Here is a 12790-nt window from a genome sequence, read left to right on the forward strand (position 1 = left end):
ACACCTACTTTAAGACTATAACTTGATACCATTTGCATTTTCAATAAACCAATCATCCAATTTGTTTTTTATTATGTATACTCGATTATTTATCCATATACAAGGGAAACCTTTATTTTTAGAGTGACATAACTGCCTAAATTTTGATTCTCCTATAGGATAAAGCTTCGATGCTTCTTTACATGTTATAAGTTCAGCTTTATTTCTTTTCGCATTTTCAATAATTTTATATCCTTGCTTTTTTTCTTGTGCTTCTTCTTCATTCTTTACAATAATGTTTAAAGTAGCTTGTAATGTCTTTAAAACTTCTAAATTATTATTCTCTTTCATATTTTACTCCTCCTTACTAAAAAATAATTCTTCTACTGTTGTATCTAAAGCTCTAGATAGTTTAATCATCAAATCATTGCTTGGATTATTAGCCTTACCTGTTTCCAAGTTTGACAAATAATATCTTGATATACCAACTCTATCTGCCAGTTCTTGTTGCTTTAAACCTTTTTTAATCCTAAATATTTTTAAATTGATTCCCATACTTTTTCCTCCTTTTTTCTAGTTCACATTCGTAAACTTTACATTTTAATTATAATGTCGACATATGTGTGCTGTCAATAAGAATATATTATTTTTCTGTTCTCATTTGTGTACTTTTGGGATATACTTTATACGAGGTGATAATATTGCAAATTGGAAAAAACTTAAAAAAGATAAGAAAACAAAAAGAACTAACACAGATTCAACTTGCTGAAATTAGTGGCATCTCAAGAAATGCTCTAATAAATTATGAAAATGATAAAAGAATACCTAGTATAGATACCTTATCAAAACTCGCTAAAGCTTTGAAAATTGAAAAGACTATCTTTTATTTTGATATTGAAAATGAAGTAATGACTAATGAAGATATTTTATACTTTTTACAGTCTTTATTCCCAGAAGAATACTATTCTTTTGATGAATTTTTAAATGCTATTTCAAATCTTATGGAAGATGATGATATTAGGATTACCTCAAGTTTATTACTAGGTGCTTGGTCTGATAAAGACCAATATTATAAACTTGGTGAAAAATTAGAACTAAATGAAAATCAAGTTTATAATTGGATACTTTCAGATTGTGTATCTAATACTGAATTAGATTTTTCATTACATCCTGATGATATAAAAGAAATTATTAAAAATGATGTTCTTATAAAACAATCAATTGATGAATTATTAGATATTGGTCTATCAGAAGAAAATATAGAAGCAATCTATGATTACTTTAGTGAGGCAACAGATAATGGGAGTAACATTCGACTAAAAAAGTTAATATCTCAAAAAGAAAATATGACTATTAAAAATAATGATTACTTTAAATTATTACAAGAAAATAATGAATTAAAGGAAAAAAATAAAAAGCTTGAAAATACACTTAAAGAAATAAAAAAACTACTAACTAAAATATAAAATAATATCAATACTATCTAAAGCAATGATAAAAAGCTACAAATGGAGTTACAATTATTAATAAAGCATATATGCTAAAATACACATATAAATACCCTACTAATTTATTTTATGGAGATAAAAAATATACTCTAACATACATTAAAAGAATTATGAGTAAGTTAGTATATGATATAGATAATCTAGAAAATAACTCCTTTATATGTGTAAAAATACAATCATTGTTTGATGATATATTTAAGGTGGAATTATGATAAATAATACAATCGGAGAAAAGATTAAACAATATAGGAAATCGATAAATATGTCAAGGAATGAGCTAGCCAACAAGATTGGTTGTTCAGTTCATGCTATAGCTAAATATGAGCAAAATCAAAGAATACCTAGTCTAGATATGATAAGAAAAATAGCTACTACTTTATCAATTGCTATAAATAAACTCATTGTTGAAGAAAATGATTTAGATACTTTAACAAATAATAATATTAATTTAAAAGTATTTGATAAAGAGTTGGATTTAGTAGTTCACATATTAGAAAATTATGGTTATGATATAAAAACAGACTATAAAAAAAAGTTTGAAATTACAGATAATGCAGATACAATAAAATCAATTAACCTAAACTTCTCTGACTTCAAAGACTTCTCCAAAAATCTAAATTGGGTGATAAATGGTCTTGTTGAAAATTTTATACAAGAAAATTCTAATGGTCTTATTGAAAATGAGGATGAGGAATATTAGTACTATGCATTTTCACAATATAAATTTAATTGTTAATTTTGATATAGTCATAATTAGATAAGAATTAAATAAGGAAGGAGCTACAATCATGAATAAATCATATATACCAAAATACATATATAAATTCCCTACTAACCTACCTCATGGAGATAAAAAATATACTTTAACATACATTAGACGAATGATAAGTGAATTTGTATATGATATGGGTAACCTAGAAAATAACCCCTTCACATTCCCAGAAGTACAAACATTGCTTGATGGTATAACAGTAGGTGGCCATAAATTAAGTGACCAAAATCAAATACTAAATATAAAATCATCATGGGATTATGTAATAAAATTAAGTAACAAAGAAAACTTATCTTTAAATAAAGATACAATTTGCTCTATACATAAAATAGTTGCAAAAGATGAAGCTCTAATCGTTGGAGATTTTAGAAACGGTAACATAGGTATAGCGGGTACTACTCAATATGAGTGCATAGAAGCCACTCTATTAAAGGATTTATTTGTAAGCGACATAAATATCATAAATAAAATAACTAACCCCTTAGAAAAGGCTATAATAATAAATTTATGGTTGTCCTATTGCCAATTCTTCTATGATGGCAACAAAAGAACTGCTAGACTTACCTCAAACCTAATACTTATAAGTAATGATATAGGAGTTCTATCAATACCAGCTAAGCATAAACAAGAGTACAACACATTGATGCTAAACTTCTATGAAACACTAGAAGCTGATGAAGTTATAAAATTCTTATTAGAGAAATGTATTACATTCTTTGATGGATATAACTATAAATCATATAAGGAGCTGTTTAAAAATGGCAACTAAAAGAGCTAATGGAGAAGGCTCTATTGGAAAATATAAAGATGGTTGGCGTTCCCGTATAATGATTGGTTACAATGAAGATGGTAAACCAATAAGAAAAGAATTTTATGGTAAGACTCAAAAGGAAGTTAAAGATAAATTAGATGCTTATAAAAAACAATATTATTTAAGTTCTGATATTTCAGATGATAAAATAACTTTAGAGCATTGGTTTTACAATTGGTTGTTTGAATATAGAATAAAAGATTTAAAACCAAAGTCATTTGAAAGATATGAAAGCATCTATCGTAATTATATTAAAGATACTGATTTAGGTAATGTTAAGTTAAAGGACTTAAGAGTATCTCACATGCAAAAATATTACAATAGATTGCTTGATTCCAATAAAAGTATACCTACTATAAGGCAAATAAACACTAAACTGAAAACCTGCTTATCAGAAGCTGAAAAACAAGGTCTTATACAACGTAATTATTGTACTATGGTAAATATACCAGTTGAGAAAAAAGAAAATAAGCTTGAAATATTGACTCTTGAACAACAAAAGAGTTTTATAAAAGCTATAGAGGACCATAAATTAGAGGTATTATTTTTACTTGCTCTTGGTACTGGACTTAGATTAGGAGAATTACTAGGACTTAAATGGTTTGATATTGATTTTAAGAATTCTAATTTAACAGTTAAGAGAACTCTTCAAAGAACATATTTTATAGATAAAACTGGAAATAGAGAGCTTAAAGTATTAGAACAAGAACCAAAAACATCAAATTCTTACAGAACTGTGCCTATTCCAAAGGATGTCTTAAATAAATTGAAAGAACATAAAGTAAATCAAAATACAGATATATTAAAGGCTGGAGAATTATATAGAAATGATAATTATGTATTTTGCAATGAATTAGGTATCCCTGTAGATGATAAAAGACCTTTAAGGAATTTAAAGTCTATATTAAATAGCTTAGATATAGAGCCTATAAAGTTCCATGGTCTTAGAAAAACTTATGCAACTAGACTTTTTGAAAATGATGTCCCTCCTAAAACTGTACAAGTTTTAATGGGTCATTATGATATATCAATAACTTTAAATATATATACTCAAGTTATGGAAGATAAGAAAGTTGAAGCTGTAGAAAAGTTAGATAAAATATTTTCATTGTAAAAATCAAATATATAAAAATACTCTGATTTCATATAGTTAATTACAAAATCAAAATAAGGATACAAATTAGTTTAATATTATCTTGTATCCTTACTCTTATCTAATTTTTTAACTATTTATCTTGGATAACCTATATGGTACATTAATCCATTTTCTAGCATCAATTCCTGAGCCAAATATATATGACTCTTACAGTGCATATCTGATACACCCTCACTTATAAGTTTATATGTTTCAGAAGTATATAAATAATCCATACTTTCTTCCAAACTCTTGCCTGTCTGCCTAGAAAATTCTAATATAATTTTTTTATATAGTATCTGTAATAATGTTTTATTTGCTTCCATAAGCACTATACCTCCTCTTCACATCTAAACTTTAAATATTTATCTATTACATTTTGATTGGTTATACATATTTGTTCATTTGGTTTATAGTATTTTAATCTTTTTAAAGCTTCATCTTTTTCAATAAGATTATCTTGATACAGTTCTATTGTATTGTAAATCTTATCATCAGCAATTCCACCTATTATAACATCATATTTCATATATACATCACTCATATTTCTACATTCTAATATAAAGTCAAGCCATTCTAAATTATAACTATCGAATATTTTTACATTACAAATTTTTTTAATTCATCAATATCTAAAGAATAGCTATTTAAATATGCTTTTTTACCCCTTTTCTTAAAACGTTCTATCCAGTTAAGTGCCTGTGTTTTTATACTAGTTAAATAGAATCCTTTTCCAAAATCTAAAGAATCTCTTGAGAAGATAATATTAGGCGTTTTTGCCACACAGTATGAATCATGATATACAATTATTACATCACACCCTTTTCTTTAAGTACTTGTATTAAATCTTGCACTATATAACTTTTACTTTGAGAATGTAGTGCTTCATAGCAAGGTATTATATAGTTATCTAAAATATCAGTATCATGTTTAAGAAGTTTATAAATTCCTTCTGAATCTATATCCAATTTTTCTGCTAAAGCTTCAATGCAAAAAATAGAAAATTCTAGTTTTCTTTCATCCATTACAAACCTCAACTCCTATCAAACTTATATAATATATATTTTTATTAATTAACAACTTAAACTATTTTACATTTATAAAAATATTATATCATAAAGTAGATATTAAAATTCTATGTTACCTAATATCATAATAAATAAAGGTTTTTTATACACCCTAAATGCACCCCAATATACCCTCAAAAAAACCTCTTTTTCTGTGGTTGGGGTACGGTTGGTGGATTTCATCTCCAAAATAAAAAATACTAGTCAATAAAGACTAGTATTTCCAAGTATTTCATCATTCTTTTTTAAAAATTGGTGGAGACGAGGGGAGTCGAACCCCTGTCCGTAAGTCTTTTCCTCGTTGCATCTACATGCTTAGCCAACTTCACTAGTATCTCGCCTCACATAACGCCAAGTGGCAGGCTCTATGCTTAGCCAGTCCCAATTAATCTACTTTAAGTCGAGACACCCTTAAAGTAGTTCCCTGCATAATGACGTCCAGTCTTAGTCGGCAGGAGGACTAAGAGGGACGAGCAGCAACTAGGCTGCTATCGCGAAATTATCGTCTGCGTTTATTTTAAAGTTCCCCAGTTTTTACGTGACCCAGAGTAACACGACATGCAGCCTCAAGTTCCAAACCCACGTCGAAACCTTTACGCCCCCTTGAGCAGTTTATAGTCCAGTAGACTTTTCGCAAACTTTATCACCATTTTTATTAAATTTTTAATGTATATATAATATAATACTTTTAAGAATAAAAATCAATGTTATGTTCTAGATAATAAAGAATTTTATTCTAAAAAATACACTTTTATCTAATTTAATACTTGCCTGTCATTTCTCTTTCTATACGTCTTTGTGCATCTTTCTTAGCCATATCTTGACGCTTATCATATAACTTCTTCCCTTTTGCTAAAGCAATTTCTACTTTAACTTTACCATTTTTTAGATATAAACTAAGTGGTATAAGTGAATACCCCTTTATAGTAGTTGCTCCAATAAGTTTTCTTATCTCATGCTTATGAAGCAATAATTTTCTAACTCTTAAAGAATCAACATTGAATATATTTCCTTGCTCATATGGACTTATATGAACTTGTTTCAAAAATACTTCACTATTATCTACAGATGCATATCCATCACCTAGGTTAACTTTACCTTGTCTTATTGATTTTACTTCTGTTCCTTTTAATTCAATTCCACATTCATAAGTTTCTTCTATAAAATATTCATGTCTTGCTCTTTTGTTTGTTGCTAATACTTTCTTACCAGCCATATAAATCTCACCTTCTTTGCTAGAAATTTCTTCAATTGATATTAATAATTTGCTAAATTTTTCATGTTACTAAATCATTTGACTAACCTGTATAATAACATATTTAGGAATTTTAGTCAAGATTACACTAATATATTAAGTTTCTTAAGTAATATGATAAATAGTAAAGCAAAATAAATAACAAGCCATATCAAATACATTCAATACCAAGCTAAATTTAACTGCTAAAATCAATTTATTAACTTCAAAACAAAAACTACTCTAAATATCTATCTTTTATCTTTTAACATGCCCATAAAATATAATACCCACAAATAATAAATAATACTCAAAATATCCATTTAAATAATCACATATCCTTAAGCAATCCTACTTCAGCTATAACCATCTTAAAGTTTCTTAAAAGATGTAAAAATTTGATGATAAAGTAGCCATTTTTCCAAAAAAAATGTAATATATAATTATATCTTGTAATATTTTAGAGATAAATATTAACTATAGTAGGGAGAAATTTGTATGGATTTAAGCAAAAAAGTAAGAATTTTAGAAAATGCATCAGATGGTAAAAGTGAATTTGAAATATTAGAATTTGAAAAACTTGAAGGTGCTTCTAGCCCAATGATGGCAATGGGATTATATTTTGCTAGAGAAGCTGGCTTAAGAGCTAGACAAATTAAGATAAAGTTAAATAATTCATCAATAAAAACAGAAGCTGGTGCATTATATTATTATAAAGGTAATATCTCTTCTGAAACTAAGATTGGTGGCGTTGGAGGCCTTTTCAAAAAAGGAATATCAGGAGCACTTACTAATGAATCAATGATGAAACCTGTATATAAAGGTACTGGCGAAGTTTACTTAGAACCTTCTTTTAGACATTACTTATTTATGAGCCTTGATAATGATTCAATAGTTGTTGATAAAGGATTATTCTATTGTTGTTCTGATACAATAGAAGTAAAGGCATTTACACAAAAGAACTTCTCATCTGCTTTACTTGGTGGTGAAGGTTTCTTCCAAATAGAATTAAGTGGTACTGGTGTAATCGTTCTAGAATGTGTTGTCCCTCAAAGCGAAATTGTAGAGTATGAATTAAAAAATGGAGAAGAATTAAAGGTAGATGGTAACTTTGCAATAGCAAGAACATCTGGAGTTAATTTCTCTGTTACTAAATCAGATAAGTCTTTAATTGGTTCTGCTTTAAATGGTGAAGGTTTCTTAAATACGTTTACTGGTAATGGTACAGTTTGGTTAGCACCAACTCAAGTAATGTATGAAAAATTAAGCTTTGGTTCAATGCCTACTAATGATAATATGAATAATAAAGTTTCTAGACAAAAATAGTAGTTTTATAAATACTTACTAAATCATTATGAAATTTATAAAATTGTTATAGGTTTTATTTGACTATCACTGTGGAATCATTATGAAATTTATAAAATTACTATCGGTTTTATTTGACTATTATTATGAATTCACTATATAATTTATAAAATTACTATAGATTTTATTAAACTATTATTGTGAAATCACTATAAAATATAAATTTGAGAGCTTTTAATAAAATTCAATATATATATTCTTATACCAATAGATAAATACATCTATTTACATACATAAATATCAAATTATATCTTGTGTATATAAAAATAAACTTGCATCTCATAAATGTACTTTTTATTTCTATTACCTTCATTTTATTAAAGCTCTCATTTTATTACCTAATCTTCCTTTTTATTGGTTTTATCAATAGAGATATGATTATCAACACTACACTTCCAGATATCAACCAATATTTTTCATCAAAACTGCCTTGACTCATAGACATTATAAAGAAATTTCCAACATACTTATCTTTAGTCATCATATTTAAAATTAAATATCCTATAGACACCATATATCCAATGATTGTATTATTAAATAAATTCGAGAAAAACATTCCCAGACTTCCTACAAACATAGCTGATGCGAAGCTTCCAACGATATACTCAGTTACTGGGAAATCTCCACCTAAATATATCAAAACATTTACAAAACCTATGATTAAAACAGCTATACTTATAATTGACATCAGTATTCTAATTAATTGTACAATAACTTGAGATAGTGATTTTGATGATACTATTTCATCAATCTCCTTTGATTGCTCTAGTGAAAATATAGGTACCAACATTATTATTCCTACTATTACAACATAATTTTCTAAGCATATGGCTGACGAAATTCTATCTAAATTAGCTACTCCTTGTATTAGAGGAATCAAACATAACAATATAATTGAACATATCAAATTAATTAAAGTGCTTAATTTGAAGTTTTCTTTTATTAAAACTAAACAGCATTGAAAGCTTTGACCCAACATCAAGATTCCCCCTTCTTTTTTGCTCATATAAGAATATCGTTAGCAAAACAATCACTAATGCACCTAGACTCATCATAAATCTATTACTCATAATTTGATTAAAGTTTTGTGCAACAATATTCCCACTTAGCACACTATTATGTCTTATCATTAACCCCATTGTTGGATAATCACCTTTAAGACCTGTAGAATTTATACTGTAAAACCACCAAATTAATTGAACAATAATTGCTATTGGTGTATCTGTTAATATAGTAAGGCTCATACCTATAGCTGTAGCTATCATAAGTGTTGGAAGTAGCCACCATATTGTATATTTTATAAATGCTAAATTATCAACTGATATCCCTTCATTTTTGCCAAATTCAATCAAAGGAAGCAAATCTTTTATACCTAAAATTAATACTGGTAATAACATCATAAAAACAAGTGCAAAATATCTTGATAAAACTATTTTGTATGATGATACTTGTTTTGAATAAATAATTTCTCTCATTCTTGAACGTTTATCTTTAAGTGACATGAAAACTGCCACAAACACTGGAAATATACTTAAGACTATACCTATATAATCACAAAAAATTCTTGCATAGCCATTAGTAACTTTATCTTTTTCTATTGTATAGTTATAATTCTGCATTGCTTCATTATAAGAAATTGGAACTACCCCAAATCTTTGCAACTTATCAAAGGTATATGCAGACCCTCCACCTAAAATATCATCTACTCTTTGCATTATTTCTTCAAATCTTCCAATAGATACTCTTGAATAATCTATTTTTATGCTATCTCCATTTTTCCATAGTGAATTTATTTCCTCAATACTTCTATCAGTTATTTCTTCTATATATTGTTCTATGGTTTTGGTTTTATTTTGGTCCAATTTTATAGATTTAACTATTCCTGTTGGATATGTTGTATATGAGTTTTCTTGATATTCTCTAATTAAATTTATAGTTGCATTTGGAATGACTTCTTCTGTTTTCATAGATTCTTTTTGACCATATGGATATTGATTGTGTATAGAATAATATTCTTCAATATCTTCTACCCTTTGAGGAGCAACTAATGGATTCCCATCATTAGGAACATTTTTACTTACATCTTTAGAAACTGAACCCCCAAGTTGAGAAACATAGAAAAACACTAAAACTATAATAAAGACATAATATACTATACTTTTTAATATATTTTTACATTCTTTTAAAAATAGATTCATATCTTCTCTCCTCCCATTATAAGCATATAGCCATCTTCAATAGATGGATTACATTCTACTGCATTTTCAAAAGGTTTATCATCTGATATGACCCTAAGTGTAGCCTTTCCACCTTGAGTCAGCATACCTATAACTACAAATTTATTTTTTATATTTTCAATATCTTTTTTATCTACTTCAATACTATATACTTTTCCTTGAGCTAGTTTTGCTAAAGCCTCAGTAGAGCCATTGTATATAACTTTTCCACTATCTAATATCGCCACATTTTCACATGTAGCTTCTATATCTCCAACAATATGCGTTGATAATATAACAATTCTATCATTTGCAATTTCGCATAATAGATTTCTAAATCTTATACGCTCTTCTGGGTCAAGACCTGCTGTTGGTTCATCTACTATTAAAACTCTTGGATTATGAATTAGTGCTTGTGCTATGCCAAGCCTTCTATTCATACCTCCAGATAAAGACTTTACCTTAACATTTTGATGATTAGTAAGGTTTACTTTACTTAATAACTTGCATATAACTTTACTTCTTTTCCTTAGTGGTATATTTGATAAAACTGCTAAATAATCCATTGCCTTGTATACTGTCATATTGGGATACATTGAAAAATCTTGTGGTAAATAGCCAACCATATTCCTAATATCTTTAGTATTCTCAATAGGAACCCCACACATATCTATTGAACCTTCTGTTTTGGATAATAAGGTAGCTAAAATTCTCATAAAAGTCGTTTTTCCTGCTCCATTTCTTCCTAAAAGCCCAAACATCCCACTGTCAATTTCAAGATTTATACTATCAAGAGCACTTTTTGTTCCAAATCTTTTACTAAGATTAGACACTGATATTTTCATTTCCATATATAAATACACCCCCAGAAATAATTTTATAGAATTGTATTTCTATAAATTTTTTATTGTATTTTCATAATAAATTCTAAAACTTAAGATATTATTTATAAATTTCTAAATTTTTCCTAAAGATTTTAATTTTTCTACTTTTAATTAGAGTATATATTTTTTTAATTTTTACTTACTTTATTTGTGAGTCCGTTTTATATAATAAAAAGATATGGTGGATGGCTAAAGAAATTATTTATAGTGGATAGCTTTCAATATGATGGTAAGTTGCTATAACGAAAAAATATTGCAGATAACTAAAAAAATTATTGGATATAAGAGATTAGCTTCAAAAGATAGTTGATTTGCATAATGAAAAATAAGATAAGTATACAAAAGAATTGTTGGATATAAGAGATTAGCTTCAGAAGATAGTTGATTTGCATAATGAAAAAATAAGATAAGTATACAAAAGAATTGTTGGATATAAGAGATTAGCTTCAGAAGATAGTTAATTTGCATAATGAAAAAATAAGATAAGTATACAAAAAAATTGTTGGATATAAGAGATAAATTTTTTAAAAAATTAATTCACATAATAAAAAAACATAATATCTAATTAAAAGAATTATTGAATATGATAGGTTAGCTTCAAAAATAAATCGAGTCACATAATGAAAAAATATTATAGATATACAAGATAATTATAGAACACAATAGATAAATTTCAAAAATATAATAGACTCAAGACTATAATTAAAAAATCCTCTATTTTATCAATTAAATTAGAATCTGGAAGATTATTAAATGCTTATTGTAGACTCATATATTTCAGAATCATATTATATAGTCTGTTCTAAGAAATATTTATCACATACTTGTATCCTAATGATACTAACTTAGGATAAATCATTTAGCCTTTTAAGATAAATAAAATATATGTAGCTACACACCACAAGAATCCAAAAATAATTGATATATTTTAAAATGCTACTATTAAATAAATAATTAAAAGGCTAATATGTATCTTCCCTTATAAAATCATACTTCCTCATCTCTAAGATATATAAATGTATTAATCGTTCATAGTTTTTTAGTAATCATCACATTATATAAAATATTACTGCTTGTCTCTCATTAGCAGCTTCTTCTATAAACTTTTTAAGTTCAATCAAATTTGCCCATACATAATCAAAAAACTCTTCTTCATTCTCATCATCCATAACAGGGTAAATATTATTTTCTAACATCTCACTAATATTAAATTTTTCTCTAAACTTCTGCTCTTCCAAACTGTCCATTGCTTCTGATAGCTTCTTTACATCATCAGCAGTAATCAGCATTGCAGGAGGTTCTCCATCAATCTCCATAAATACATTTCCACTCATTACTAGTTTGCTAAATATATTATCATCCTCTCCTCCAAATGGACAACCTGTTAAAGTAAAGTGAATAGCATGCCATGCTTTATCAATACTGATAGTATTATCTTCATCCATATCTCCAAAAACAAGACCTTGTAAGTTATCTTCTGCTTGTTGTAATTTCAAAACATTTTCTTCACTTATTCTAATATAACATCCTATCATACCCATAATTCTATTCCTCCTAAGTAGTGTTTTTTTTATTTTAACACTAAATTTATACAAAGTAATATATTGTTATAAATTAAATAAAACAAAAATTTATGTAGAACAAAAAAATAAGTGTATCTCAAGTTTTAAATGATACACTTATTTTATATTAAAAATTTATTTTTTAAATATCTGTTTTTAACTAAGTATTTTTATACTACCTATTTTCATCAAATATTTTTATATTATCTATTCTCATTAAATATTTTTTAACTTCTAATTTTCATTGCGCATTGAGT

16 protein-coding genes and 1 other RNA gene are annotated in these 12790 nt (G+C 26.8%); 5 read left to right on the forward strand and 12 right to left on the reverse strand.

The window, feature by feature from the left end:
- Positions 1–15: 15 nt before the first annotated feature.
- Positions 16–330, reverse strand: a complete 315-nt coding sequence (locus Q3223_RS01815; RefSeq protein ID WP_003433761.1) for a hypothetical protein — start codon at positions 328–330, stop codon at positions 16–18.
- 3 nt (positions 331–333) lie between these two features.
- The gene (locus Q3223_RS01820; RefSeq protein ID WP_009891540.1) at positions 334–534 is read right to left on the reverse strand and encodes a helix-turn-helix transcriptional regulator; all 201 of its coding nucleotides are present in this window, start codon (positions 532–534) and stop codon (positions 334–336) included.
- A 137-nt stretch (positions 535–671) separates the two neighbouring features.
- On the opposite strand from Q3223_RS01820, the gene Q3223_RS01825 reads away from it, so the two are divergent.
- The 4 genes from Q3223_RS01825 to Q3223_RS01840 all read left to right on the forward strand — a co-directional run bounded on the left by Q3223_RS01825 (position 672) and on the right by Q3223_RS01840 (position 4184).
- The gene (locus Q3223_RS01825) at positions 672–1445 is read left to right on the forward strand and encodes a helix-turn-helix domain-containing protein (protein ID WP_407811518.1); all 774 of its coding nucleotides are present in this window, start codon (positions 672–674) and stop codon (positions 1443–1445) included.
- 250 nt (positions 1446–1695) lie between these two features.
- Positions 1696–2187 carry a helix-turn-helix domain-containing protein gene (locus tag Q3223_RS01830; RefSeq protein ID WP_407811519.1) on the forward strand — a complete coding sequence of 164 codons (492 nt, stop codon included), beginning with the start codon at positions 1696–1698 and terminating at the stop codon, positions 2185–2187.
- An 88-nt stretch (positions 2188–2275) separates the two neighbouring features.
- Complete coding sequence (locus tag Q3223_RS01835) at positions 2276–3028, forward strand: Fic family protein (protein ID WP_407811520.1); 753 nt, start codon at positions 2276–2278, stop codon at positions 3026–3028.
- A complete protein-coding gene (locus tag Q3223_RS01840) occupies positions 3018–4184 on the forward strand; it encodes a tyrosine-type recombinase/integrase (protein ID WP_407811521.1) in 1167 nt (388 codons plus the stop codon). The genes Q3223_RS01835 and Q3223_RS01840 overlap by 11 nt, the downstream gene beginning before the upstream one ends.
- A 116-nt stretch (positions 4185–4300) precedes the next feature.
- Here Q3223_RS01840 and Q3223_RS01845 read toward each other — a convergent pair whose 3' ends face one another.
- The 6 genes from Q3223_RS01845 to smpB all read right to left on the reverse strand — a co-directional run bounded on the left by Q3223_RS01845 (position 4301) and on the right by smpB (position 6488).
- A complete protein-coding gene (locus Q3223_RS01845) occupies positions 4301–4531 on the reverse strand; it encodes a hypothetical protein (RefSeq protein ID WP_054271633.1) in 231 nt (76 codons plus the stop codon).
- Between the two features lie 5 nt (positions 4532–4536).
- The gene (locus Q3223_RS01850) at positions 4537–4827 is read right to left on the reverse strand and encodes a DUF3990 domain-containing protein (RefSeq protein ID WP_167639942.1); all 291 of its coding nucleotides are present in this window, start codon (positions 4825–4827) and stop codon (positions 4537–4539) included.
- The gene (locus tag Q3223_RS01855) at positions 4806–4988 is read right to left on the reverse strand and encodes a DUF3990 domain-containing protein (RefSeq protein WP_284182393.1); all 183 of its coding nucleotides are present in this window, start codon (positions 4986–4988) and stop codon (positions 4806–4808) included. The genes Q3223_RS01850 and Q3223_RS01855 overlap by 22 nt, the downstream gene beginning before the upstream one ends.
- 26 nt (positions 4989–5014) lie before the next feature.
- Positions 5015–5230, reverse strand: coding sequence for a DUF3791 domain-containing protein (locus Q3223_RS01860; RefSeq protein WP_407811522.1), 216 nt, complete (start codon positions 5228–5230; stop codon positions 5015–5017).
- Between the two features lie 295 nt (positions 5231–5525).
- Positions 5526–5875: a transfer-messenger RNA gene (gene ssrA, locus Q3223_RS01865) on the reverse strand.
- Between the two features lie 157 nt (positions 5876–6032).
- Complete coding sequence (gene smpB, locus Q3223_RS01870) at positions 6033–6488, reverse strand: SsrA-binding protein SmpB (protein ID WP_054277589.1); 456 nt, start codon at positions 6486–6488, stop codon at positions 6033–6035.
- A 516-nt stretch (positions 6489–7004) separates the two neighbouring features.
- Here smpB and Q3223_RS01875 point away from each other — a divergent pair.
- On the forward strand, positions 7005–7832 hold the full coding sequence (locus tag Q3223_RS01875; RefSeq protein ID WP_054271636.1) for an AIM24 family protein: 828 nt from the start codon (positions 7005–7007) through the stop codon (positions 7830–7832).
- 373 nt (positions 7833–8205) lie between these two features.
- On the opposite strand, the gene Q3223_RS01880 is transcribed toward Q3223_RS01875, so the two are convergent.
- The 4 genes from Q3223_RS01880 to Q3223_RS01895 form a co-directional block, all read right to left on the reverse strand.
- Complete coding sequence (locus Q3223_RS01880; RefSeq protein WP_284182394.1) at positions 8206–8850, reverse strand: ABC transporter permease; 645 nt, start codon at positions 8848–8850, stop codon at positions 8206–8208.
- Positions 8780–10069, reverse strand: coding sequence for an ABC transporter permease (locus tag Q3223_RS01885; RefSeq protein WP_284182395.1), 1290 nt, complete (start codon positions 10067–10069; stop codon positions 8780–8782). The genes Q3223_RS01880 and Q3223_RS01885 overlap by 71 nt, the downstream gene beginning before the upstream one ends.
- Positions 10066–10938, reverse strand: a complete 873-nt coding sequence (locus Q3223_RS01890; protein ID WP_284182396.1) for an ABC transporter ATP-binding protein — start codon at positions 10936–10938, stop codon at positions 10066–10068. Before Q3223_RS01890 ends, Q3223_RS01885 begins: the two co-directional genes overlap by 4 nt.
- A gap of 1082 nt (positions 10939–12020) precedes the next feature.
- A complete protein-coding gene (locus Q3223_RS01895) occupies positions 12021–12512 on the reverse strand; it encodes a YfbM family protein (RefSeq protein WP_054271640.1) in 492 nt (163 codons plus the stop codon).
- Between the last annotated feature and the right edge of the window lie 278 nt (positions 12513–12790).

Origin of the sequence: Clostridioides sp. GD02367 (assembly GCF_045900275.1) — a bacterium.
Lineage (GTDB): Bacteria > Bacillota > Clostridia > Peptostreptococcales > Peptostreptococcaceae > Clostridioides > Clostridioides difficile_A.